Genomic DNA, 24769 nt, shown 5'->3' on the forward strand with positions numbered 1-24769 from the left:
AGCGGGTTGGGGGTTCGATTCCCTCACGGCGCACCAAATTTCCCCGACTCCGGTCGGGGTTTTTTACTGCCCGCTGTCGAAACTTATCTGGGCCGGTCTTCGTAAAACGCCAAGACCGGCCCAGATAGTAGCTCAACACTCGAGAGCCATTAGCTACTTCAAGTTGTAGGTCATGTCTTCGAGTTCGACACCCTTCGTTTCTGGAATATGTTTAACAACCAGCCAGATCAAGATCGCGCCCACGACCGCATACGAGAAGTAAGTACCGGATAGGCCGATGTATTCCTTGGTGACCGGGAACAGGAAGGTGATTAGTGTTCCACCAATCCAGTTTCCTGCGGTTGCCAGTCCCAAGCCAGCGGTTCGAATCTGGTTCGGGAAGATCTCTCCGAGGAACACCCAGAGGACCACGCCCCAGGTACCACAGAAAATGATGTAAACGAGATGAACACTAACAAGGGCGACGAATGCCCAAGCTCCCGTCAGGTTGAGTGCGCCCGTGTCGGTGGTGGTTCCCTGAGTGAAGGTGATAGCAGCTACGAGCATGGAAACGAACATGCCAACCGCTCCCCAGAGCAAAAGCGGACGACGTCCGATCCTGTCAATCACCGCCATGCCAATCAAGGTCATAATGATGCCAATGACTGAGGTCAGGACAGGAATAAAGACAGATAGATTTCCAGTGAACCCTACAGTCGTCCACAGGTCTGTTGCATAGAGCAAAACGTTATTGATTCCAGCCATCTGAATTAGGAACGCAAAAGCGAGTGCGATCCAAACCACGGGGCGCAGGCCATATTTGTCGTCACGTAGGTCAGCAAACCTCGGCCGGTGACCCGAAAGCGAAGCACGAATCTCAGCGATGCGCCCCTTGGGGTCCGAATCTGAACCAACCGAAGCGATTATCTTTTCGGCGTGGTCTTCTTCTCCGATTGAGACGAGATAACGCGGAGATTCCGGCAACGAAAGAACGAAGAAGCCATACAGCAAAGCAGGAATTAGCTCACTGATGAACATCCATCTCCAAGTATGTAGCCCAAACCAAGCAACTGCGTCGGCCGAACCGGTCACTTTAACCAAAATGAAATTCGTAATAAAAGCACCGAAGATACCGAAAGCGATTGCCAGCTGCTGTAATGTTCCAAGCCTTCCACGCTTATCCGCAGGTGCGATTTCAGCAATGTACGCAGGAGCGATTACCGCCGAGATACCCACACCCAGGCCACCCAATAGGCGCCACCACGTCAATGCTTCGAAGCTGAACGACAAACCACTCATTAGAGCAGAGATAGCGAACAGAACCGCTGCGGTAACCATGACTTTGACACGCCCGATGCGGTTCGCAATTCCGCCCGCGATAGCAGCACCAACGGCAGCGCCCAAGCTCACGATTGAGACAACTAAGCCCGTCTGCCACGACGCTAGAGAGAACCCGGTGTCGGCTCCCGAAACGGATCCTATCGCCCCATTAATAACGGCTACGTCAAAGCCGAATAAGAAGCCGCCGAGCGCGGCCGCTCCAGCAATCTGCAGGAGTCTATTGTTCTTGCTCATAAGAGTTCCTTTCAAAGGCTTGAGTGTGAGCTAATTGGTGTGGCAAGAAAAGAACGTATTGTTTCCTTAACCCGCGTCCACGTAACGGTGTTTGGCACGGAGAGCGCACCATGAAAAGTACCCGGGAACATATGCAACTCCACGGGAATGCCCGCATCGGCTAAATCCTGGGCGAAACGCACGCCTTCGTCCCGAAGAGGATCGGCAGGATTGACAACGATGAGAGCCGGAGGCATCTTCGCTGCTACTTCCCGCGAAGGCACATAAGGCGGGACGGTGGTCGGATCACCCAGATAATGACGCCATGCTGACGTTGAAGCAGCGCGTGTCCAGATTGGACCATCCTGATAGGTGTCGAAAGACTTCGTAACCATACCCGGTTCGAGGCACGGCTCTAGCAAAACAATTCGATCGACATTCGCGACCATCCCCTGTTCTGCCCCCAGTGCTAGAGCCTGCTGCGCCAAACCTGCGCCGGCCGAATCGCCGTAAACATAGAGCGGTATTTTCGGATAGGTTTGCGCAAGATAGCGCAAAGAACTGAGGCAATCTAGAGCCGCAGCCGGCCATGGGTGCTCTGGCGCCAAGCGATAGTCCGGGCTAGCGACAACCGCACCATCAAATACATCAATCAGCTCACTATTGCGAGCATCATCGTAACGGGCAGCCCCAGCTATGTACCCACCGCCATGAATTGAGAGAACAACAGATCGCGGATTACCCGCACGTCTCAGACATCGCAACACGAAACTGTCATTATCTGTCTGCTCCCCACTGTCGAGCACAACCTCATCGACTTCAACACCTTCCGCAGGAGACACGTCAGACAAAAGCTCTTCGCCGCGTTGACGCATGGTCAGATAGTCATCAGTATTTTGCTTCGGGGTCGCTTCAATAACATCTTTCAGTTCCAGCGCAATGTAGGGCTCAGGCAGAGGCCCGGACTTTGCGTAGCGATCGAGGAATGAGCCCACAAGGCGATAAAACTCTTCAGGTTGATCCCTACGAACAGTATGTGAAGCGTCGGAAATCAGCACCGAGCTGATCTGAGAGCTTCCCAGGTTCTCAAGCTCTGAAAGCCCCTCTTTGCCGAAGAGCACATCATCTTTATCTCCCGTAACCAAAAGCGTGGGAACCTTGAGTTCCTTAAGCACGTCGCGACCGCGCATTCCAACGACACCGGTGGCGGCAAAACGGCGATCCACCTGTGTCTTCCCTTGAGCCCACGCACCATATTCTGACGCCGGCCACGCCGTATACACCTTCATGAGTTCAGTGATGGCCTCACCGACGTGCTCCGTGACCAATTCTTGACGTTTAACCAACCCATCTGCTGCCTTACGGTACAGCTCCCACTGCTCGTCCGTTAGAAGCGCGGGATCCTCGAGCACTAGCGCCTGGACTATTTCTGGAACATCACGAGCGATCACGGAAGCAACCGCCCCGCCTAGAGAGTGCCCCATGAGCACGACCTTGCGACTTGTGCTCTGCCTGGCTGCCTCCACTACAACTGAACGAATTTCAGCGACGATGGCCTTAAAAGGATCAGCCAGTTCGGCATCGAAGAAATGTCGCGATAAACCATGTCCAAGGGTGTCAAGCAGGTATATTTTCCACTCGTCTTTCCAATGCTGAGAAATGTCGGACAAAGACGCGGCGTTATCGGTCACGCCATGCAAAGCGACGATAACGCCCTTAACCTCGCGGCCCGATACCGAATACGATATTCCGTGATTAGCCATCAAGATTTCCTTAATCGAGAAACAAGGGCACCAGCGCCCTAGGGTGATACAAACCACCCTAGGGCGCTGTATACTGGCTGTCAAGCACTGATTTATCGGAGGCCTCCTAATGGAACCAAAATACGCGAAGGTCTACGACGCTCTATTGGAGCGCATCGCAAAGATGAACCCTGGCGAGCGATTGGACAGCGAAGTCAAACTCGCCTCTTCATTCAACGTTTCCCCAATGACCGTCCGTCGCGCGCTCATGCTGCTTAATCAAGACGGTCTAACAGTTGGTATTCCCGGACGGGGCACCTTCGTAACAGACCCCAAATCAACGCCCAACACGTCTCCTCTGGCCGCGGAGAACAGTTGGAATGCTTCAGCTACACTCCTCACTTATCCCAGACTTGTCTCCGCACTACTACAGAAGGCGGACGACACTGAACGGAAGCTCTTGAATACCACTGAAGAACCTTTTATTGCGCGCATCCAGCGCTCTCACTACCTTGACGAGAACCATACAAAACTCGTGGGCATAGAGGTTGGAATTGTTAGCGGCGACGTCTTCCCAGGCATACTCGGACTTGATTTATCTCAAAACCTCAGCGAGCTTCTTTTAGGCGACCATTGGGAACCTAAACGAGAGATAACAACGTCGCAGACCATTCGTGCAACCATGTCTAACAAACTTGAAGCCGAACAACTACATATCGCCGAACCAGCGCCCCTGCTAGCTCTTGAGACCTCTTTTCTCGACGAAGCAGGGAAAACGTGCGCGGAGATCACAAGCAAGTTCCTGGGCGAGCACATCGAAATCACCCTCTAGAAGTTACGTAGACGCTGGCCAAAGTTATCGCCGGCGCAGTGAACCTACACTTCCGTCCTTAACCGGTTAAGCCTCTACCAGCGCAGCCTCGCGTCTGCGCTGGATGCGTAGCGGCAAAAGTTCAGCTCCAGCCATAGCCGCAACAATCAAGGTCCCGCCCAAGATCAACCGGAAGGTCAGGCTTTCGCCGCCGAACGCCACCGCGAAGGCTGCGGCGAACAACGGTTCCAACGTGAAGATAATCGCGGTTGAGGTTGGATTAATATGCGCCTGCGCCCAAGTTTGCAAGAACAACGCAAGCAAGCTTGCCACAAACGCCATATAAAGCAGTGAGGCCCACTGTCCCGCAGTAGAAGGCAACGTAACACCACCGGGCAAAGCAAATAGGAACCCGAGGGCGCCCATACTAATCAGCTGAATCACCGTCAGGTCGAGTGCGTTCTCCTTACTGGTCCAGTGTCCTAACACCACGATGTGGAGGGTGAACATGAGAGCGCCGAGCAACGTCAAAAGCTCGCCAAAGCCAACCGCCAGACCATCCAACGTCAGCACCATCAAACCACCCGTGGCGATCGCAATGCACCCCCACGTTGCCCGAGGGATCTGCACCCCAAACATGAGCATCAAAACGACGGGAGTAAGAACCACATACATGCCGGTAATAAATCCAGACACAGAGGCGTCCGTGTACTGCAGACCAACCACCTGGAACAACTGGCCAAGCATGAAGATCGCTCCAAGCAACATTCCCTTGCCCCAAAGATCCTTCGAGACCTTTTTCAGAGCACGATAGCGCACCGCCAATACCACAACTGCGGCAATAGCGAAACGCGTTCCCAGAAAATCCAGCGGCGGAACAGCGCTCACAAGATCCTTAATCAGGAAGAAAGTAGAGCCCCACACGGCAGTAATAAAAACAAAGGCCAAGACAGCAAGCACAGTGGCAATCTTTTCTGAATCGAATCCTCGCCACCAGAACTTTTCACCGGAATCCCAGTTAAGTCCCATAAAAGTTGTAGTTGCTGTTTCTAACCTGTTTTCACCCTGCCTCAACACAGCTTCCCTTCAACTCATCGCAGAAAACACTAACGACTAAGTGATTATATCCAACTTAGCGGGCATAAAATAACCCCTTCAAAGTAGCCAAGCCGCGCGACTTCGTCTTACACTTCAAACTTCTCCAGTTCATATTTTGAGTTATTTTGCGCAGTTTTTCGTTTGGCGGTGTTCCCAAGATCGCACTTTGCGCGTTTGTATTTTCAACTTCGCCAGTGTTATGATTTTCAAGTTGCATTCAAGAGCGTTCTTGGCAACATGCGCCGTTAGCTCAATTGGCAGAGCAGCTGGCTCTTAACCAGCGGGTTGGGGGTTCGATTCCCTCACGGCGCACTTTACATATCCCCATCAGCATTTCCGTCTTCACTGAGAGCAATCTATGGTGCGTCGTTTAACATCCGATGAAGAGCGCCTGATTAATGCTGTTCGTGCGCAACTAGCCTCGCGAAAGAAAACCCAGATTAACGACGAGGTTATCGAGCAAGTAACCCGCCTCGTAAAATCTCTCACCGGCCCCCGCAAATCGATCACCGACGCGGTTGGCCCCGTGTGCTCCACGGCAGACCTCGTTGATTGGATGGGCATTTCGCGTCAAGCCGTAAACAAAGCCGTTAAAGAGTGCCGCATTTTTGGTGTCCGCGAGGGCAACGGCTCGTGGATGTACCCCACCTGGCAACTCACGTCTAACTTCCAAATCGTAAACGGCCTACCCGAGGTTCTGGGCCGCCTTGATGGAGCCATCAGCACCGTTGAGATCGGCCGCTGGTTCATATCCGCACACCCCGAGCTAGAGGGGCTCTCCCCCGCCAAATGGTTGCAGCAGGGGCGCGAGGTACGAAGCGCCGTACGAGTTGCCGAACTCCTCGCCCGCAAGCACCGCTAGGTAGCCCGGCAACTCCTACAGCAAACTACTCACAGCCAAGTTCGCTGCGCAGACGAGCCACGTGACCCTTCGCGCGAACGTTATACATCGCGTGAGTAACCTTCTTATCCTTGCCAATCACCACGGTGGAACGGATAACGCCGCGCACTAGCTTGCCGTAGTTCTTCTTCTCTCCAAATGCACCCCACGGCTCCATGACGCTCTTGTCAGGGTCCGACGCCAACGGGAAGTTCAATCCTTGCTTATCGCGGAACTTCTCCAGGGCCGGCATCTTATCCGGGCTCACGCCAATCACCGTGTAACCACAAGACTTCAAAGAAGACAGGCTATCGCGAAAATCGCAGGCCTGCGTGGTACAGCCCGGCGTGGAAGCGCGCGGATAAAAGTAGACGACTACGCCCTTTGCGGCCTTTTCAAGCTGGTCGTACAGGCTGATTGTGCCTTCGGTCGAATCAAGTTCAAAATCTGGGGCCACCTGGCCCACCTCAAAACGTGTCATGCCTCCATTGTGCACAAAGCCAGCGCAACGAGCGCGTTGAAAGCCAGATCTGGCCGCTATACGAAATCCTCAGTACGTCCCCACTGGGCCCGGCCCAGCTTAGACAGCGGGTTCAACTTCGCGAAAGCAACCATGCCGTCCTCGGCCATAATTTGACTGTCCGTATGAATCGCCTTCACCTTGCCAACGGTAAGAATCGCCGTTTCTACCTCTACGAATGAGTGGACCTCGCACTCAACTGCAACGCGCGCGTCATCCAGCATTGGCGCGTTCACGTTCGGAGCCTTCTTCCACGTCATACCCACCGCGTCTGCCTCAGATACCCCGGCGGGCAACTCCTTGGACGTCATCGCAACCTGTGGCTTGTGATCCACACTCGCAATATGCACCGTGAAAGCCCCCTCGCGCTTGGCGTTGCGATAGGAATCATTCGGAGCGCGCGAAGTGAACTGGAACATCAAAGGATCCGTACAAACCACAGAAAATAGAGCATACGGGGCGAGGTTTGCAGACCCATCCTCGTTAAACGTTGCCACCCACGTGATAGGGCGCGGAACAACTAAACTCATTGCAAGCTTATAGCCATCAACCGGCGCTTCATCTTCCGGCTTAAAAACGACGCGTTCCACGTAACTCCCCCATCCGTAGCAGCTCCTACCCACACAGGCTACATGGTTGGGTAGCCACCCGGTTACAAGGTGGCGGGGAAAAGAAAAGCCCCGGACATAAGCCGGAGCTGAAACGTGCCCGAGAAGGGACTTGAACCCCCACGTCGCTAGGACACCAGAACCTAAATCTGGCGCGTCTACCAATTCCGCCACTCGGGCAACAGGAAAAAGCATACCAGGCGTGAGGCCAGACTCGTCAAATCAAGCCAACGTGATCTACACCCCGCAGCTTGCTCTTCCCGCCGCGTCGTTCAAAGCGCGGCATTTCAGCCGCGCGAAGTCCGCGTTAACCCGCTGCCACAGCGGGTCTATCCAGGCGCTGCGTTCCATCAATAATCGACTGCGCAAGCACCCGATTACCGCGATAGAGCACCAGCGTCTGTCCCGGCGCAATACCGCGCACAGACTCCGCGAGCGTCACCCGCAACCCGTCTTCGAAACGCTCCAACCTCTGAATTGGAGCAGGCCTGCCATGCGCGCGCATCTGTGCGTAAAGACACTCGTCATCATCCGTACCGAGGGGCTGCGCTTGAGTTGTGCGCACGTCACCCTCATCGTCGCTAGCATCCCAGGTCAAATCGGTAGTGATAACAACGTCTACACTCAGCAACTCCGACGGGCCCACCACAACCTGATTCACGTCCGGACGCGTTCCCAAAACGTAACGGGGACGTCCATCCACAGCCGGCCGATCAATACCAAGCCCCTTACGCTGGCCAACCGTGTACTCAAAGTAGCCACGGTGCTCACCGAGCACATTCCCGTCCGTATCCACAATCTCGCCCGCAGATTCACCAAGGCGACGGCGCAAAAATCCCTGCGTATCACCATCGGGAATGAAACAAATATCAAACGAGTCCGGCTTATTAGACACTTCCAGGCCGCGTGCCTGCGCTTCCGCCCTCACTGCCGCCTTGGAAGGCATCTCCCCCAAGGGAAAGATGACGCGCGAGATCTCTTCTTCTCCCATCACTGCAAGAACGTAAGACTGATCCTTTGACACGTCCCGCGCTCGCAACAATTCATAGTGATCTCCGTGCTTCTCCGCACGCGCATAGTGGCCCGTCACAACCGCGTCGTAACCCCGCTCGCGGGCGCGGACCGTGAGCTCACGGAACTTCACAAACTCGTTGCAACGCACGCACGGGTTAGGTGTGCGGCCAATGCGGTATTGCTCTACGAAATCTGAAATCACGTTCTCTTCAAACTCGTCGGCCAGGTCCCAAACCTCGAACGGGATCCCCAGCAACTCGCACGTCCTTGCCGCATCCGCACGATCTTGCGGGTTAGCGCAACCACGCGAGCCAGCGCAGCTATCCCCCTCGGTTTTCAAAGCCATATGCACGCCGGTGACGTCATAGCCCGCTTCTACCGCACGCGCGGCAGCAACAGCCGAATCAACACCGCCAGAAAGCGCTGCAATAACCTTCATACGCGCCTACAAACCCTTCTGCCTCAGCGCAGCAAGCGCCTCGGGCACAACCTCATTAATGTCACCCACAACACCGAAATCGGCAATCTCGAAAATCGGGGCATCCGGATCATCACAGACCGCCACGATATGACGGGATGCCTGGATACCGCACGCGTGGTGCACCGCTCCGGAAACGCCGAGGCCGATGTACAAGTTAGGAGCAACGCTCACGCCTGTTTGACCAATCTGCGTGGAGCGATCGATCCACCCTTCATCCGCCGCCACGCGGGTGGAACCCACCGCCGCGTCAAGTGCATCCGCAAGCTCATTCACCAGCGAGAAATCGCCGTCTGTGCCGCGACCGCCACAAACCACAATCGGGGCCTCTGTCAAAGACACGCGGCCCTGGCCGCCCTCCTCAATCGAATCCACGACCTTAACGCCAACAGCAGGCTGTGAGTACGCGACCTTGATAGGAACAATTTCAGGTTCAGTGGCAGTGCCAACTTCCTGGGCCTCCACCGCGGACGGGCGCAAACCGATAACAGGAGTGCCTCGCGTAACCTTGAACTTCGTAGACCACGTGCCGGCCAGGACGCTCTTTTGCGCCTCAATCTGACCATCCACAATGCCGCAAGATGTCACGTCTACAACCGCGCCCGATCCCAAGCGAACCGCTAGAGCTGCCGCTACTTCCCGGCCGCGATAATTCGAAACGTTAAGCACCGCAGCGTACTGGGCCTCCTGGCGCGCCACCTCAAACGCTGCATCCGTCACAACTGCTGCTACGCGCGGCGAAAAGCCCTCCAAATCAGGGGTAAAGACGCGCGCCACGCCATACTTACCAAGCTCAGAGACCTGCGGAGCAGGATTGAGCGCAATCGCGTCAATACGACCAGAAGTGAGCGAACCCGCCAACGTAAGCAACTGCTTAGACGGTTCCGTCAGTACAAAACCTTCATCAATGTTCCCCGTATGATCCGTGATCACCAGGATCGGAGCTGAAATCTTCTCCACTACTTCAACACCTTCTCAATGTACTCAGCCAGCTTTAGGCCGCCACCTACGCCAGACACAACCTCGCCGGCCGCGCGCTCTGACTGTTCACTAGCCTCCAGCACCATCGTGCCCGCACCCTGCTTGCCGATCACCATGGCATCCGGATCAGCTACATCGTCAATATCATCAAGCGACCACACGTCCAACGGCTTCTTCCGCGCCGCGCGCATGTCCTTGAAATTCGGGAAACGCGGCTCATTTACCTGGTCCGTCACCGAAACCACAGCAGGCAAACCACAGCGCAACGTGTCCGTGAAACCATCCGCGTGGCGAACAGCCTGCACGGCGCCCTCTTCAATAGAAAGCTCAGACGCAAGCGAAATATAGGGCCAACCTAAACCAGCAGCCACAGCCGCTGGAACCATCGACGTCATACCGTCCAAGCTAGCCATACCCGTAATAAAGAGGTCAATCGGTTCCTCCTGTGCGAGCTTGCGGGCCACAGCCGCAAGAACCTGTGCGGTACCAATCGCATCAGAACCAGCCAAACGATCATCAGTTACAACAATCGCGCGATCCGCACCTTTTTGCAGTGCGAGCATCGCCGAATCCTCGGCGTCCTCTGGCCCCATAGTCACAGCAATGACCTCGCCACCAAGCTCTTCTACAGCAGCTACGGCCGCCTCGATCGCATTTTCATCAAGCTCATTTAGAGTGTCGTCCTCGCCACGAACCAGACGCCCATTTTCAATTCGGCGCTCAGACATGACATCGGGGACATGCTTAATACTGACCAAAACTCTCATACCCAATACAGTGCCACAATTTTCCCTACGTTGCCGTATCCAAAATGCACTTGTGACCAACCTTAAGGGCGTGCAAACACTACGAAAGAGCAGGTTTATCCGCGAGCGGGTATCATCTTTGCGGTATATGAAATAGGTGGCAACTAAGCTAAGAGCCACTCACAAGGAGACGTTGGATCACAATGGCGCAGCAACAAACGCACGCAGCCCGAGAAAACTGTGGGCGCAGGGGCGATCTCGCCCCCTCAATTCAGCACCCCACCAACCTCGGAGCCACACCCGTGGCAGGCGGCGTCGATTTTGCCGTAGCCGCTCCCGATGCGAAGAACGTTGAGCTATGCATTTTTGCTGACGCCTCCCGCCACAGCAAAGAAACCCGCTACGACATGACGCCCCACGAAGGTGGCATCTGGTCCGCGCACCTACCGGGCGCCGGCGTTGGCACTGTGTACGGATACCGCGTTGACGGCAAGTGGGATCCAGAAAGCGGCTCTACTTTCAACCCCAACAAGCTTTTGCTGGACCCCTACGGCAAAGGCATCGAAGGCGAAGTGGTGCTGAGCCCCGCCATACATGCGCACGAAGTAGACGACAACATGTTTCCGTCCTCTACTCCCTACAAGCAGTCTCAAACCGACTCTGCCGCCTACATGGCGCGTTCTATAGTGGTGCAAACCAACGAGTTCGCGGTATCTGCAAAGCCGCGCACACCGTGGAACGAATCCGTTATCTACGAGCTGCACGTCAAAGGCTTCACTAAGCAAATGCAGGCCGTCCCCGCCGAACTTCGCGGCACCTACGCAGGCCTTGCCCATCCCGCCGCCATTGCGCACCTCAAAGCGCTCGGTGTCACCGCAGTTGAACTACTTCCCATCCACGCTTCCTGGAACGAGCCCTTCCTCCAAGGCAAGGGGCTTTCCAACTACTGGGGATACTCCACTCTTTCCTACTTCTCCCCCGAACCTCGCTACGCCACCAAACAAGCGCGTCAGCTTGGCGCCCAAGCCGTACTAGATGAAGTGCGCGGCATGGTCTCAATCCTGCATGAACACGGCATCGAAGTGCTCCTAGACGTGGTCTACAACCACACCTGCGAGGGCGGGCTTCCCGGTCAGATGATCTCCTGGCGCGGGTTCGGCCAGCAACTGTACTACCGTCACACCAACGAACGCCCCGCGCAGATGATTGATGACACGGGTTGTGGCAACACCGTGAACTTCGACGAATCCCTCGTCATCCAACACACTCTCGACTCCCTGCGATACTGGTCCGAAGAAGTAGGAGTTGACGGGTTCCGCTTCGATCTTGCTCCAACGCTCGGCCGCCACGCGCACGGATTTGCATCCAATCACCCGTTCTTCATGGCCCTTGCAGCTGACCCCGTCCTCAATAAGCAAAAGATTATTGCCGAACCGTGGGACATTGGCCCGGGAGGCTGGCAAACCGGCAACTTCCCCCTGCCCTGGTCCGAATGGAACGACCGCTACCGCGACACCATCCGCTCATTCTGGCTAGCCGACTTTGCAAACCTTGAAGCCGGCCGCCAAAGCCAAGGCCCCAACGAGCTTGCAACCCGCATCTCCGGTTCGGCCGACCTGTTTGGCGAAACGCTCGGCAGGCTGCGCCCCGTTCGCTCCTCCGTAAACTTCATTACCGCGCACGACGGTTTCACCCTGGCTGACCTCACCGCATACAACCACAAGAACAACTTCGACAACCTCGAAGGCAACATGGACGGCACGTCCCAAAACCTCTCGTGGAACCACGGGGTGGAAGGCCACATGAACCGTATTCCGCGTCCCTCTGACGCGGAACAAGACACTCCCCTGGGGATGCTGGATTCCGTGTTCTACGCCCGCGAGCGCTCCATGCGTAACCTCATGGCTACGCTCCTTATCTCAGCCGGCACGCCCATGATCACGGCCGGAGACGAGATTGGACGCACCCAGCAGGGCAACAACAACGCCTACTGCCAGGACAACGCCATCTCGTGGGTCAACTGGGACATGGATTCTTGGCAGCACGACCTCCTTGAATCAGTGCGCTACCTGATTGCCCTGCGCGCTAACCACCCGGTTATGCGACCAAACTCGTTTGCCTCCGGGGGCACGAGGTGTGGCGACGAAATCGCCGACCTGTCTTGGTACACGGCTAACGACCGCAGATTCAAGCCGGAAGACTGGCACAAGGTTAAACACCGTACGCTCCAAATGCTGCGCACAGGTGCGCCCTGTAACGATTCCGACATGCTTGTGGTTTTCAACGCGACACTGAACTCAAAAACAGTCATGCTTGCCAAGGGACGGGGGCGCAACTACCGCCTTGTTTTTGATTCGTCTTGGACAAACCCGAGCGAAGGCGGGGTTATCAGCGCTTCTGACCACAGCGGTTGCGATATTGCAAAGCCCGGGTCCATGGTGCACATAGAGCCACAATCCCTGCAGATTTATCTGTCCGAGTAGTGCGATAGGATGAGGCGCGTGAGCAACAAAGCTGAAGAAACCTTAAGTAAGAGTACAGATTCCGCGTCTTTGGCCCGCGCTGTGGAGCGTTCCGCCGAACTCAACAAAGAGATCGACAAGGACCCAAGCCGATTCCGCATGCTAACCGGTGACCGTCCAACCGGCCACCTGCACCTAGGCCACTACTTTGGGACCATTAAGAACCGTATTGAGCAGCAGCAGCGTGGCATTGAAACCTGGCAGCTGATTGCTGACTACCAGGTGATCACTGACCGCGACGGCGTTGGCCCGCTACGCGAACGCGTGCTGTCGCTACTTACCGACTACATTGCAGCTGGAATGGACCCCGAGCGCGCAACTATCTTCACGCACTCCGCCGTACCCGCCTTGAACCAGCTAATGCTCCCATTCCTATCCCTGGTAACCGAGTCCGAACTACACCGCAACCCCACTGTCAAAGCTGAGCTTGACGCCACTGACGGACGAGCAATGTCCGGGCTCCTCCTCACCTACCCGGTTCACCAGGCGGCCGACATCCTCTTCTGCCGCGCAAACATCGTTCCCGTTGGGCAAGACCAGTTGCCACACCTCGAACAAGCGCGCGTCATTGCGAACCGCTTTGACCGTCGTTACGGCCGTGCAGACAAGAATAAGCCGGTCTTTAGGCGTCCCGAAGCTCTACTGTCCAATGCTTCGCACGTCCTCGGCCTCGACGGCGAAAAAATGTCAAAGTCTCGCGGCAACACCATTGAGCTACGAATGAGCGCCGACGAAACCGCAAAACGTCTCAAGAAGGCAAAAACGGATGCCGATCGTGTCATCACCTATGACCCGGAAAACCGTCCCGAAGTTTCCAACCTTCTGCTGATGGCATCCATGGCCTGCGGGGAAAGTCCCGAAGCCATTGCCGATCAGATCGGAGACGGCGGTGGTGGCGCCCTCAAGGCCCGCGTAACCGAAGACCTCAATACCATGCTCGCCCCCATCAGGGCGCGTCGCGCTGAGCTTTCTGAAAACGAGGACTACCTGCTTGAAGTCCTAAGAAAAGGCAACGAACGTGCAAACGAAGTTGCAAACGAGACACTAAGTGACGTTCTAACCGCTATGAATATGAAGTACTACTAAAACAATTCACAAAGCTTTCGACGAGTCTAAGGAGCCGGACCGATGCCAGTAGCCAAAGCGAAGAACACCACTTCGACCATGAAGAATCCAGTTCCCCCTCGAGCGCGGATAACGCGCATCCCTGCAACCGAGGTGTTCCCGGTAATCGAGCAGGGACTTTGGCCGGCAAAAGCAACGGAAGGTGAATCCTTCCCCGTGCGCGCAACCGTGTTCCGTGAAGGACACGACGCGCTCGGTGTAGAAGCCGTTCTGATAGACCCGGAAGGCAACGAGCACATGCGTGCCTACATGCATGACATCGCTCCGGGCCTCGACCGCTATGAGGCGTGGCTCATGCCTGACCGCCCCGGCGCGTGGCAGTTCCGCATCGACACCTGGTCCGACCCATACACCTCCTGGGCACATGACGCCGCCATCAAAGTAGCGGCCGACACGGACGTTGAGCTCATGCTTGAAGAAGGCGCCCGCCTTATGGAACGCGCCGCCGACGGACGCCCCCGCCCCAAGGGAAGTCGCAAACAAAAGGGACCGGACAAGGCCGGCAAGGCAGTGCTACTAGAGGCAGCCAAATTACTACGCGACGAAAGCGCCTCGCCCCAAACGCGGCTATCCGCAGGCCTATCGTCGAGAGTGCGTAACGTGTTCCGCCACTTCCCACTGCGGGAGCTGTGGACGCGCACACGCACCTACCCGCTGAAGGTAGACCGCAAGGCCGCGCTGTTTTCCTCCTGGTATGAGATCTTCCCTCGCTCCTACGGCGCACACCGCGACGAGAATGGCGACTGGGTGTCCGGCACGCTAGCAGGAGCAGCCCAGCAGATTCCCCGCATTGCGAACATGGGCTTCAGCGTAATCTACCTGACCCCTATCCACCCCATCGGCACCACCTTTAGGAAGGGACGCAACAACACCCTCGAAGCCGGTCCGATGGACCCGGGATCGCCATACGGAATTGGTGCTCCAGAAGGCGGACATGATGCTATCCATCCCGACCTTGGCACGTTTGAAGACTTCGACAAATTTGTTGCCAAAGCGCGCGAACACGGTATGGAGGTAGCGCTTGACCTTGCTCTGCAATGCTCGCCTGACCATCCGTGGGTTAAGGAACACCCCGAATGGTTTAGCGAACGTGCAGATGGCTCTATTGCCTACGCGGAAAACCCGCCCAAGAAGTACCAGGACATTTACCCACTGAACTTCGACAACGATCCAGAAGGTATCTACCGGGCGGTTCGCGACGTTGTTCAAAAGTGGATCGATCACGGAGTAACCCTGTTCCGCGTAGACAACCCCCACACCAAGCCACTGAGCTTCTGGCAACGTTTCCTAGCCGAATTTAACGAAAAGCACCCCGAGGTGATCTTCCTTGCCGAAGCCTTCACGCGGCCTGCCATGATGCGCACGCTTGGAGCCCTCGGCTACCACCAGTCCTACACATACTTCACTTGGAGAACCACCAAGAAGGAGTTGCTGGAATACTTTGAAGAGGTTTCCAAGGACACCGCCCACGTGATGCGCCCGAACTTCTGGCCCACCACGCACGACATTCTCACCCCGCAGATGACCACCGGAGGCGCCGCAATCTTCGCCCTACGCGCAGTTCTTGCAGCCACAGCATCCCCCTCGTGGGGCATCTACTCCGGATACGAGTTCGTAGAGAACGTGCAGCGGCCCGGGTTTGAAGAGCAAATCGACAACGAGAAGTACGAATACCGCCCCCGCGACTGGGAAGATGCAAACAAGTACGGCATCGAAAACCTACTCACTTTGCTAAACACCGCACGAGGCCGCCACCCGGCCCTCCAGCAGTTGCACCGCATCCAGGTGCATGAGACCTCGGATGACCGGCTGCTGTGCTTCTCAAAGCACGTGCCCGCAAAGTTCAGCCCCAACGGTGAAGAAGACACCGTCATCGTTGTTGTAAACCTCGATCCGCACAACGCGGTTGAAGGTTCTGTCGACATCGACCTGTCAAAACTCGGTGCCACTATCAACTACGGGCCGAACGGTCCCGTGCTGAACGTTGTAGACGAGCTCGATGGCGTTGAATACCAGTGGGGCGAGCACAACTACGTTCGCCTTGAGCCATCAATCCGTACCGCACACGTCCTCGCAGTGCGCCCTGCGAGCAACTAAACACCGCGGGGGCGCGGCGTTCCGCGCCCCCGTCGCATAAAGACTTCTTAAGGACAACCATGACCCTATCGCCGCGAGACAGTGCCCCAACCGGTGCTATCCCCTTGATTCCTCGGGGTGGCGACGATGCCACCACCCGCGAAGTTCCCGAAGAACGCGTGGTAGCCACGTTGCCTACGCCAGCCGAAGATCCGCAGTGGTACCGCACCGCCGTGTTTTACGAAGTGCTCACCCACTCATTCTTTGACTCCAACAACGACGGAACGGGCGACTTCAAGGGTCTCACGGAAAAGCTCGATTATCTGGCGTGGCTGGGCATCGACGCGATCTGGATTCCCCCGTTCTACCCGTCCCCCATGGGCGACGGCGGATACGATATCTCGGATTACACCAACGTGGATCCTCGCTACGGCACGATGGATGACTTCCGCACGCTTATGGAGGAGGCTCACAAGCGCCGCATCCGCGTGGTAATCGACATGGTCATGAACCACACTTCCTGTGCCCATCCCTGGTTCCAAGCATCGCGACAGGATCCAGCCGGTCCGTACGGAGACTTCTACGTATGGCGAGACCGCCCCGCCGAGTACCTGGACGCGCGCATCATCTTCATCGACACCGAAGATTCCAACTGGACTTACGACGAAGTTCGCGGCCAGTATTTCTGGCACCGCTTCTTCAGCCATCAGCCCGACCTCAACTTCGAGAACCCGGCCGTGCGTGAAGCTATCAAGAACACAATCCGCTTTTGGGCTGACACGGGCGTGGATGGATTCCGCCTAGACGCCATCCCCTACCTCTACGAGGAAGACGGCACCAACTGCGAGAACCTGCCGCGCACCCACGACTTCATTGCCGAACTACGCGACATGGTCGACGAGGAATACCCCGGCACCCTTCTGATTGCAGAAGCAAACCAGCCCCCACACGAAGTGGTTGCATACTTCGGATCCGATTCCAGGCCCGAATGCCACGTATGCTTCCACTTCCCAATCATGCCCAAGATCTTCGCAGCGCTACGCGAAGAAACCTCCAAGGGAGTGCGCGAAGCTTTTGCCGCAACCCCGCCCCTTCCCAAGGGCGGACAGTGGGGTACTTTCTTGCGTAATCATGACGAACTCACCCTCGAAATGGTCACCGACGAGGAGCGCCAAGCCATGTACGGCTGGTACGCACCCGAACCGCGCATGCGGGCCAACGTGGGTATCCGACGCCGCCTCGCCCCACTATTGCGCGGCTCCAGACGCGAAGTTGAACTGGCGCATGCCATGCTCCTTTCATTCCCCGGATCCCCGTTCCTCTACTACGGTGACGAGATCGGAATGGGAGACAACATTTGGCTCAAAGACCGCGATGGGGTGCGCACACCCATGCAGTGGGATTCAACTCCCGGCGCTGGCTTCTCTAAGGGCGACCCCGAGACGTTCTACCTGCCCCTAATCGAAGACGGACCGTACGCACCGGCCGCTGTCAACGTGGCAGAACACCGATCCCGGCCCACCTCAATGCTCAACTGGCTACGCGGCATGTTGGAAGTACGCAAACGCTACCCCGTGTTCGGCATCGGATCGCTCACGCTACTGTCCACGTCAGACGATGCCGTCCTCGCCTATCTGCGTCGCGACGAACGTCAAACCGTGCTGTGCGTAAACAACCTGTCTACCACTTCTCGCTCAGCCACCATCCAGCTACCCGGCATGGGCGGCTGGCACCTGTATGACACCGCCTCTGGCAATCGATTCCCTGACGTTCGCGAAGACGAAACTATCGACATCACGCTTGGACGCCACGGCTTCTACTGGCTCGAAGCCACATTCCTAAACGAAGAAGACGAAGAGGAGTAACCATGGGCGCTTCATGGCCAGCAGACGTAAACCTACTAGACCAAATCGACACCTGGCTGTACAAACAACGCTGGTTCCCCGGAAGCACCGGCGAATCGGTTCGCCTGGTTGCCAACGTTGACCTCTCAAGCTACTCAGCTGACCCAGCCTGCGGTGAAAGCGAGGACGCGCTCGAGCCGGTCTGGATCTCCATCATTCAAGTGGGCGAAACCTTCATTTCCATACCGCTTGCATACACCGAGACCAAACCCGACTTCGGCCTTATTACCGAACTTCAGGGCGCTTACCTGATCGACGGAGCGTACTCCCCCGCATTCCTTAGGGCATGGCTACGCAAAGCTCACGAAAACGGCACGCTCAGCCCCATCGAGCCGCAGCGAGGTGATGAAGCACTAGCGAGCCTACTTGCAGAAGCGTCGAGGGCGTTTGTGCTTACCGGAGAGCAATCCAACACCTCCGTGCGCTTTGGTGGCCCATTTGCCTGCGTGTTGAAACTGCTTCGCGTACTTCACCCCGGTCTACACCCCGAAGTGGAAGTGACCCTAGAGCTTGCAAAACTGGGTTGGACGCATGTGCCAAAGCCCATCGCCTACTTGGAAGAAGAGTTCCAGCTGGAAGGGCTGCGTGGCAACGTGGTACTTGGCTTTGCCGGATCACTGGTTAACAACGGCCGCGATGGCTTTGAACTCTTCGTTGAAATCGCAGGTAAGAACGAGGATCCCGCACCGCTTGCCCGCGACCTCGGGACTGTAACCGCGGGCCTACACGAACACATGGCAAAAGCCTTCGGCGAGTCTGCACCCGCACAAGCTGAGCAGCTCAAGGACCGCCTGCGTGTCAACCTCGCTGCGGCCGCAGCTGAAGTTCCTAGGCTCCGCGAAAGTGACCTCATCGAACCCCTCGAAGCCAAAATCGAAGGCATCGGGAATATCGAAAATTTGCCGCCCATGATTCGCATTCACGGCGATTACCACCTAGGCCAAACCCTCCTGGGTGAGGACGGGTGGGTAATCCTTGATTTCGAAGGCGAACCACTACGTCCACTGGAAGAACGCCGCGAACCTGACTTCGCACTGCGCGACGTTGCCGGCATGCTCAGGTCTTTTGACTACGCCGCTGCCAAGGGAGGCGCAAACCAGGCCTGGCTACATGCAGCGCGCGAAGCCTTCATCGACGGCTACACCGGTGGCGGAGGCCTTGGCAAAACTGAGAGCGAGCTCAGCGCCGTTCTCGAAATCGAAAAAGCGGCCTACGAAGCCGTCTACGAATACCGGATGCGGCCCGACTGGATCTGGATTCCAGAAAACGCGCTTACTCGACTTGCAAAATAAGACACTCTCATAAGCGCAAAAACTGGGCTCATACATGGAAGAATTGCAACTATGAACGCGACACCATACCCCGTAGATTCAGCAACCCTTTCAGCTGTTGCTAACGCAACCCATCATTCACCTCACTCGGTGCTCGGTGGCCACATCCACGACGGTGCGGTAACCATCCGCACGGTCAGGCACCTGGCAGATTCCGTCACCATTGTCACCAAAACCGGTGAGTATAAAGCCACCCACGAGCAAGACGGCATCTGGACAGCAGTTCTGCCCTACGAAACCGTTCCCGACTACCGCCTGCGCGTCACCTACGGGGATCAAATCGTTGACTCGGACGACCCCTACCGCTTCTTGCCCACCATCGGCGAAATGGACCTCTATCTCATCGGAGAAGGGCGCCACGAGAACCTCTGGGAAGCCCTGGGCGCACACGTTCGCACCTTCGATAGCGAACTGGGTGAAGTACACGGAGTGTCGTTCACCGTCTGGGCTCCCAACGCTCGCGCGGTCCGTGTAGTTGGTGACTTCAACTACTGGGACGGCACCGGTAGCGCCATGCGCACTCTGGGTGCCTCGGGTGTGTGGGAGCTGTTCGTTCCGGGCGTTGAGGTTGGTGCCCGCTACAAGTTCGAAATCTGCGGGCCGGACGGCAACTGGATGCAAAAAGCGGATCCCATGGCTCGCGCCACCGAGATTCCGCCCGCAACCGCCTCTGTTGTTACCGACAAGTTCCACGAGTGGTCCGACCACGAGTGGATGGAAGCTAGGGCCGCCAAAGACCCGCACACCAGCCCCATGTCCGTCTACGAGGTACACATTGGATCATGGCGCCAAGGACTGGGATACCGCACCCTGGCCGACGAGCTGGTCCCCTACCTCAAGCGCATGGGATACACGCACGTTGAGTTCATGCCCGTCGCAGAACACCCATTCGGTGGTTCATGGGGCTACCAGGTGACGTCCTACTACGCGCCGACCTCCCGATTTGGCACGCCGGATGACTTCCGCTACCTGGTAGACAAGCTACACCAGGCCGGCATCGGCGTCATCCTCGACTGGGTGCCCGCTCACTTCCCCAAGGACAGCTGGGCACTTGCCAGGTTTGACGGCACCGCCCTGTACGAGGACCCGGACCCAATGCGCGGCGAACATCCAGACTGGGGCACGCTTGTGTTCAACTTTGGACGCCGCGAAGTGCGCAACTTCCTGGTGGCCAACGCCCTGTACTGGCTCGAAGAGTTCCACATCGACGGACTGCGCGTCGACGCCGTAGCGTCCATGCTCTACCTGGACTACTCGCGAAACGACGGCGAATGGCGTCCCAACCAGTACGGTGGCCGCGAGCACCTCGAAGCCATCGAGTTCATTCAAGAAGCCAACGCCACCGCCTACCGGCGCAACCCCGGCATTGTTATGATCGCCGAAGAATCCACGGCATGGCCCGGCGTTACCGCCCCCACCTCCGGTGGAGGCCTAGGCTTTGGCCTCAAATGGAACATGGGCTGGATGAACGACACCCTGCGCTACATGCAGGAAGACCCGGTAAACCGACGCTGGCACCACGGTGAGCTCACGTTCTCCCTCGTATACGCGTTCTCTGAGAACTACGTCCTGCCGCTCTCACACGACGAAGTTGTGCACGGCAAAGGCTCCCTCATTTCGAAGATGCCCGGCGACAAGTGGCGCCGCCTCGCCGGCCTGCGCTCGCTACTGGCCTACCAGTGGTCACACCCGGGCAAGCAGCTACTGTTCATGGGCCAAGACTTCGGTCAAGAATCCGAATGGTCCGAGGCGTACTCGCTTGACTGGTGGCTCATGGATGACCCCGGCCACCGTGGCGTAAACCGCCTTGTTGCCAGCTTGAACAACATCTACAAGAACTCCCCTGCCCTGTGGGATGACAACTACACGGGATACGAGTGGATTGAAGCTGGCGACGCCGACCACAACGTCATCTCCTTCATCCGCAAGGGCAAGGACGAGGCAGGCGACACCGACATTTTGGTATGCATCTCCAACTTCGCTGGTAACCCTCACGAGGGCTACCGTGTAGGCCTGCCGTTCTTAGGCAAGTGGGAAGAAGTTCTCAATACCGACGCTGAAATCTTTGGCGGTTCTGGTGTTTGCAACATGGGCCCGATCATTGCCGAGGATGTTCCCTGGAACGGGCGCCCTGCCTCTGTTGAGCTACGCGTGCCACCACTAGGCGCTGTTTGGCTCCGTCCAGTACGCGACTAAACGCAAAACAATAAAGTGGCGGTGGGATCGTTTTGAACCGATCCCACCGCCACTTTTGTTCTTAGCGGCCCTGCCGTTAGAACAGCAAGCTTGAAAGACGCGCGCGAGCCGCCTTCACCCGCGGGTCAACCCCCAAAACCGTGAACATCTCAAGCAAACGCTCACGTGCGGCCTCGAATGCCGCATCATCACTGCCCTTCGAGCGGGCAATGACATCGAGCAACGTATCAAATGCGGCCTCTACATTGCCCTCAACAAACGCCGCATCCGCGAGCGAGAGCTCCGAACCATCAGAGTCGTCACGCACGCGCTTCGCCAGTTGCAAACGCGCGATAGACTCCTTAGCCACCTGGTCTTTAGGCGCCTGGGCCAAAACCTTTGCCCATTGCTCGATAGCGCCTTCCAAGTCACCCGCATCCTCAGCGGCCAACGCAGCCTCATGCAACGGATTCGTTTTTGGACCAGCCGGGACGTCAACCATGCGCCCCGTCAAACCAGCGTTGGCAGCAACTTTGAGCAGCTCATTGAACACGGCAACTATCTGGTCCTTCGGCTGCGCTCCCTGGAACAGCGGCACCGGACGGCCACCAACCAAAGCAACAACCGTAGGGATGGACTGCACCCCGAACATTTGCGACAGCTGCTGGTTGGCCTCCGTATCGATCTTCGCAAGCACCACGCGACCATCGAGTTCGCGGATCACGTCCTCCAAAATCGGAGTTAGCTGCTTACACGGCTGACACCAATCAGCCCAAAAGTCGATCACAACCGGCAGGGTTTGCGAAAGCTCAACAAGCTCTTGCAAACCCGCCTCGTCCACGTCACGAATAATCGGCCCAGTAAGGCCTGCTTCAGCAGAAGCCTGCGTAGCCGCAGCCGGGGCGGAATCTGCGTCCACACCTTCCAACGAAACCGCACCAAAGGTATCAGCAGGCATAGACTCGCCAGACATCAAAAACCTCTTTCAATTACCAAACTACTCAACAACGCGATACGAACCGAGAATGCGCTCCGCGCCAATCGCATGAATCAACTCGCTAGAGCCCTTGGGAGGAACAATCAGCGCAACTGAAGCCAGGTACGTGACCTCCACGGGCTTGTCATGAACCTCGGGATCTTCCATCAGATCCGCAATGGCGCCGCCAAGCTTGATCTTCGCATTCTCTTTAGCGCGCTCATACGTGACCGTGAACGAAATATTTCCCGCTACAAGCGCCGAACCATCAACCAAAGCCACAGCTGTTAGCGGTTTTTCTGCAGGAGTTGCGGCAATCGTTACTTTACCGTTCTCGCCCAATGAATCATTCAGCTTTAGCTGATCCTTATACGCCTTGGTGAAATCATCATCAGCAAACAGGTCAGGCTGATTCGCCTTATCGTCAAGCCGCGCCGTCCACTCGGTCAGAGCCTCCTGCGGAGACAACACAAAACTATCCGCATCAGCAGCCACCACTGGGGACCCTTCGGAAACCGCAATAGTTTGAAGCGATTCACCCGGGAACATACGCACCCAACTGGTTAGCTTGTAATCATCACGGGCGTTTTCCTGCGTGATGAAGCCAATCTGTGGCAACTCACCTTCGGTGGTTTTTGTGGGCGCAATAATGGCGCGCGGCCAAGTATGCGACTGAGTCACCGTGGCTGCCGTCTCATCCAAATCAAGACTCGCAACCGCCTCTTCACGCGCCTTCGCAAGCCTATACATCGCTGCCCGCATAGCGAGAGCCGGATCCTTCACCCGCGGCCCAAGCAGGCTTTCATCCAGGGCCTCGTCCCCTGCGGCCAACGCGGACTCAACCTCGGAAATCAGCGTCGTAACCTGCACTTCGTCCAGGTTCGGTTGCTCTGATTCATTGGTATTCGTCTCTGTTGAAGGAAGCTGGGGAACCTCGCTTGAACACGCGGCCAGCCCCGTGGTGGACAACGCCAAAATCAGTAGCGCTGAAGGTATCGTTTTCCTCATTCGTCCTCCCCCTTCTTATCCGATTCTGCATCGTCTGACCGCGGAATAACCGGGATGAGGCCCGTAGCGAAGCTCTGGCCGCCCATTGATACCTCGGCCTCGCCGCGAGCGCGAGCCTCACGAATTGCGCGCCTGGACGGGAGCACGTGCGTCTTTCCGCCAATGGTGGTGGTGATCTCTGTGCGCTCCTCAGCTACAGGGCGTGCCTGACGCTCAAGCAGCGAAACTCGCCGCTGGTGGTCTTCCTCTGCCTTCACACTGTTTTGAGCAGACGGTTTGGAGTTCTCCCCGCTCTTCTCGCTATCACGCGCGGATTTCGACGCCGCGTCCTTGCTGAAGGAGGACTTCAAATCACTGAACTTGTGCAAAGCGCGCTGTCTGCGCTCGCGAGCTTCTTCAGTGCGCGCATGTTCCTTACGAGTGCGTTGAAGTGCTAGGAATGGCACGAGGCCAAGCAGTAGCAAGATTAAGCCGATAACCGTAAGAGCGATGATCCACGCGCTAGAAGCATCACGCTGCCAAGTCAAAGAAATCTTCGGCGCCGGATCCACTCCATTTGTGGCCGCTAAAATGACCAATCCGGAACCATCCATCGTAATATCCCACGAGAGCGAATCCTTGCCGGTTTTCACATCCAGCCACATATCCGACTGCGCCAGAGCCTTGTCAAACTCGTCTGCGGCGAACTCGTCTGCATTAACCTCGGGCTTTTCCCCATCGTGCTTGGTGGAAGCAATGACCTGCCACGACGACAAGCCCGTAAGCTGCGTATTAGGAAGCTCGCCGATCCACGCCTGTGCATCAGCATCACGGCCGAGCGCCAAAACGATCGGCTGGCCGGGCGCTTCCGCATGTACCGTTACCTTGGTGTCAACCAGCCCAAGCAGGCCAGAAACCGTGGTCTCATACGGCGTTTCTGGACGCTCCGCCTGTGCGGTGACCGTCGACTCAGGACGCAACACCGTTGCAAACAACAGACCGGCAATCACCATAATTAGGCCGAGTGCCGAAAGTGCAATCGGGATACCCTGCCTCTTGGTAGGCGTGTTCACCACTAATCCTCCGCAAAAATGGATGTACTTACCATCCAGATTAGGGGCAATCGCGGCCACAGACCATTTAGATCGTAAAGTAGCGACCAAAACCACGAATTATAAGCGCTTTGCCCTACCCCGCGTTCACGCTCAGTACCCCGTTTGATTTACACTAGTAACAGTGTGATTTTTTGGGGCACTTTTATT

General features: G+C 56.7%; 19 protein-coding genes and 2 tRNA genes. 9 read left to right on the forward strand and 12 right to left on the reverse strand.

Features of this window, described 5'->3' with window-relative positions:
* Positions 1–153: 153 nt before the first annotated feature.
* Positions 154–1554: a sugar porter family MFS transporter gene (locus HMPREF2854_RS07765; protein WP_070621133.1), complete on the reverse strand. Its 1401-nt coding sequence runs from the start codon at positions 1552–1554 to the stop codon at positions 154–156.
* 11 nt (positions 1555–1565) lie between these two features.
* A complete protein-coding gene (locus HMPREF2854_RS07770) occupies positions 1566–3296 on the reverse strand; it encodes an alpha/beta fold hydrolase (protein WP_070621134.1) in 1731 nt (576 codons plus the stop codon).
* Between the two features lie 109 nt (positions 3297–3405).
* On the opposite strand from HMPREF2854_RS07770, the gene HMPREF2854_RS07775 reads away from it, so the two are divergent.
* Positions 3406–4107 (forward strand): GntR family transcriptional regulator, encoded by a 702-nt coding sequence (locus HMPREF2854_RS07775; RefSeq protein WP_070621135.1) that lies wholly within the window; start codon positions 3406–3408, stop codon positions 4105–4107.
* Positions 4108–4173: 66 nt separating this feature from the next.
* On the opposite strand, the gene HMPREF2854_RS07780 is transcribed toward HMPREF2854_RS07775, so the two are convergent.
* Positions 4174–5163: a DMT family transporter gene (locus HMPREF2854_RS07780; RefSeq protein WP_083309461.1), complete on the reverse strand. Its 990-nt coding sequence runs from the start codon at positions 5161–5163 to the stop codon at positions 4174–4176.
* A 260-nt stretch (positions 5164–5423) separates the two neighbouring features.
* On the opposite strand from HMPREF2854_RS07780, the gene HMPREF2854_RS07785 reads away from it, so the two are divergent.
* Positions 5424–5496 (forward strand) — tRNA-Lys (locus HMPREF2854_RS07785).
* Positions 5497–5542: 46 nt separating this feature from the next.
* Positions 5543–6046 (forward strand): hypothetical protein, encoded by a 504-nt coding sequence (locus tag HMPREF2854_RS07790; protein WP_052038866.1) that lies wholly within the window; start codon positions 5543–5545, stop codon positions 6044–6046.
* Positions 6047–6071: 25 nt separating this feature from the next.
* Here HMPREF2854_RS07790 and HMPREF2854_RS07795 read toward each other — a convergent pair whose 3' ends face one another.
* From HMPREF2854_RS07795 to HMPREF2854_RS07820, 6 genes are all read right to left on the reverse strand, one after another.
* Positions 6072–6545: a peroxiredoxin gene (locus tag HMPREF2854_RS07795; RefSeq protein ID WP_070621136.1), complete on the reverse strand. Its 474-nt coding sequence runs from the start codon at positions 6543–6545 to the stop codon at positions 6072–6074.
* A 56-nt stretch (positions 6546–6601) separates the two neighbouring features.
* Entirely contained in the window at positions 6602–7174 is a 573-nt protein-coding gene (locus HMPREF2854_RS07800) for a flavin reductase family protein (RefSeq protein WP_083309462.1), read from the reverse strand.
* 115 nt (positions 7175–7289) lie between these two features.
* Positions 7290–7372: transfer RNA gene (locus HMPREF2854_RS07805), tRNA-Leu, on the reverse strand.
* 127 nt (positions 7373–7499) lie between these two features.
* Positions 7500–8645, reverse strand: coding sequence for a tRNA 2-thiouridine(34) synthase MnmA (mnmA, locus tag HMPREF2854_RS07810; RefSeq protein WP_070621137.1), 1146 nt, complete (start codon positions 8643–8645; stop codon positions 7500–7502).
* 6 nt (positions 8646–8651) lie between these two features.
* Positions 8652–9644 (reverse strand): electron transfer flavoprotein subunit alpha/FixB family protein, encoded by a 993-nt coding sequence (locus tag HMPREF2854_RS07815; RefSeq protein WP_070621138.1) that lies wholly within the window; start codon positions 9642–9644, stop codon positions 8652–8654.
* Positions 9644–10432 (reverse strand): electron transfer flavoprotein subunit beta/FixA family protein, encoded by a 789-nt coding sequence (locus HMPREF2854_RS07820; RefSeq protein WP_070621139.1) that lies wholly within the window; start codon positions 10430–10432, stop codon positions 9644–9646. The genes HMPREF2854_RS07815 and HMPREF2854_RS07820 overlap by 1 nt, the downstream gene beginning before the upstream one ends.
* Before the next feature lie 182 nt (positions 10433–10614).
* On the opposite strand from HMPREF2854_RS07820, the gene glgX reads away from it, so the two are divergent.
* The 6 genes from glgX to glgB all read left to right on the forward strand — a co-directional run bounded on the left by glgX (position 10615) and on the right by glgB (position 21565).
* Complete coding sequence (gene glgX, locus HMPREF2854_RS07825; RefSeq protein ID WP_083309463.1) at positions 10615–12894, forward strand: glycogen debranching protein GlgX; 2280 nt, start codon at positions 10615–10617, stop codon at positions 12892–12894.
* A 9-nt stretch (positions 12895–12903) separates the two neighbouring features.
* A complete protein-coding gene (gene trpS / locus HMPREF2854_RS07830; protein WP_034506208.1) occupies positions 12904–14019 on the forward strand; it encodes a tryptophan--tRNA ligase in 1116 nt (371 codons plus the stop codon).
* A 78-nt stretch (positions 14020–14097) separates the two neighbouring features.
* Positions 14098–16155 (forward strand): alpha-1,4-glucan--maltose-1-phosphate maltosyltransferase, encoded by a 2058-nt coding sequence (locus HMPREF2854_RS07835; RefSeq protein WP_070621236.1) that lies wholly within the window; start codon positions 14098–14100, stop codon positions 16153–16155.
* Between the two features lie 59 nt (positions 16156–16214).
* The gene (treS, locus tag HMPREF2854_RS07840; RefSeq protein WP_070621140.1) at positions 16215–17999 is read left to right on the forward strand and encodes a maltose alpha-D-glucosyltransferase; all 1785 of its coding nucleotides are present in this window, start codon (positions 16215–16217) and stop codon (positions 17997–17999) included.
* 2 nt (positions 18000–18001) lie between these two features.
* Positions 18002–19330 (forward strand): phosphotransferase, encoded by a 1329-nt coding sequence (locus HMPREF2854_RS07845; RefSeq protein ID WP_070621141.1) that lies wholly within the window; start codon positions 18002–18004, stop codon positions 19328–19330.
* Positions 19331–19381: 51 nt separating this feature from the next.
* Complete coding sequence (gene glgB, locus HMPREF2854_RS07850; protein ID WP_070621142.1) at positions 19382–21565, forward strand: 1,4-alpha-glucan branching protein GlgB; 2184 nt, start codon at positions 19382–19384, stop codon at positions 21563–21565.
* A gap of 76 nt (positions 21566–21641) precedes the next feature.
* Here the strand turns inward: glgB and HMPREF2854_RS07855 are convergent, their stop codons facing one another.
* The 3 genes from HMPREF2854_RS07855 to HMPREF2854_RS07865 are packed head-to-tail and all read right to left on the reverse strand — an operon-like array spanning position 21642 to position 24580.
* Positions 21642–22502, reverse strand: coding sequence for a tetratricopeptide repeat protein (locus HMPREF2854_RS07855; RefSeq protein ID WP_083309474.1), 861 nt, complete (start codon positions 22500–22502; stop codon positions 21642–21644).
* 39 nt (positions 22503–22541) lie between these two features.
* Positions 22542–23528 (reverse strand): hypothetical protein, encoded by a 987-nt coding sequence (locus HMPREF2854_RS07860; protein WP_070621144.1) that lies wholly within the window; start codon positions 23526–23528, stop codon positions 22542–22544.
* Positions 23525–24580, reverse strand: a complete 1056-nt coding sequence (locus HMPREF2854_RS07865; protein ID WP_148130932.1) for a hypothetical protein — start codon at positions 24578–24580, stop codon at positions 23525–23527. Before HMPREF2854_RS07865 ends, HMPREF2854_RS07860 begins: the two co-directional genes overlap by 4 nt.
* Between the last annotated feature and the right edge of the window lie 189 nt (positions 24581–24769).

This window comes from Actinomyces sp. HMSC075B09 (assembly GCF_001812395.1).
In the GTDB taxonomy this organism is placed as follows: Bacteria; Actinomycetota; Actinomycetes; order Actinomycetales; family Actinomycetaceae; genus Gleimia; species Gleimia europaea.

What these genes read in the sequence shown, in the direction of transcription:
- HMPREF2854_RS07765 (WP_070621133.1), bottom strand. Translation starts at nt 1,554, where the DNA reads ATGAGCAAGAACAATAGACTCCTGCAGATTGCTGGAGCGGCCGCGCTC.
- HMPREF2854_RS07770 (WP_070621134.1), bottom strand. Translation starts at nt 3,296, where the DNA reads ATGGCTAATCACGGAATATCGTATTCGGTATCGGGCCGCGAGGTTAAG.
- HMPREF2854_RS07775 (WP_070621135.1), top strand. Translation starts at nt 3,406, where the DNA reads ATGGAACCAAAATACGCGAAGGTCTACGACGCTCTATTGGAGCGCATC.
- HMPREF2854_RS07790 (WP_052038866.1), top strand. Translation starts at nt 5,543, where the DNA reads ATGGTGCGTCGTTTAACATCCGATGAAGAGCGCCTGATTAATGCTGTT.
- HMPREF2854_RS07795 (WP_070621136.1), bottom strand. Translation starts at nt 6,545, where the DNA reads ATGACACGTTTTGAGGTGGGCCAGGTGGCCCCAGATTTTGAACTTGAT.
- mnmA (WP_070621137.1), bottom strand. Translation starts at nt 8,645, where the DNA reads ATGAAGGTTATTGCAGCGCTTTCTGGCGGTGTTGATTCGGCTGTTGCT.
- HMPREF2854_RS07820 (WP_070621139.1), bottom strand. Translation starts at nt 10,432, where the DNA reads ATGAGAGTTTTGGTCAGTATTAAGCATGTCCCCGATGTCATGTCTGAG.
- glgX (WP_083309463.1), top strand. Translation starts at nt 10,615, where the DNA reads ATGGCGCAGCAACAAACGCACGCAGCCCGAGAAAACTGTGGGCGCAGG.
- trpS (WP_034506208.1), top strand. Translation starts at nt 12,904, where the DNA reads ATGAGGCGCGTGAGCAACAAAGCTGAAGAAACCTTAAGTAAGAGTACA.
- HMPREF2854_RS07835 (WP_070621236.1), top strand. Translation starts at nt 14,098, where the DNA reads ATGAAGAATCCAGTTCCCCCTCGAGCGCGGATAACGCGCATCCCTGCA.
- treS (WP_070621140.1), top strand. Translation starts at nt 16,215, where the DNA reads ATGACCCTATCGCCGCGAGACAGTGCCCCAACCGGTGCTATCCCCTTG.
- HMPREF2854_RS07845 (WP_070621141.1), top strand. Translation starts at nt 18,002, where the DNA reads ATGGGCGCTTCATGGCCAGCAGACGTAAACCTACTAGACCAAATCGAC.
- glgB (WP_070621142.1), top strand. Translation starts at nt 19,382, where the DNA reads ATGAACGCGACACCATACCCCGTAGATTCAGCAACCCTTTCAGCTGTT.
- HMPREF2854_RS07855 (WP_083309474.1), bottom strand. Translation starts at nt 22,502, where the DNA reads ATGCCTGCTGATACCTTTGGTGCGGTTTCGTTGGAAGGTGTGGACGCA.
- HMPREF2854_RS07860 (WP_070621144.1), bottom strand. Translation starts at nt 23,528, where the DNA reads ATGAGGAAAACGATACCTTCAGCGCTACTGATTTTGGCGTTGTCCACC.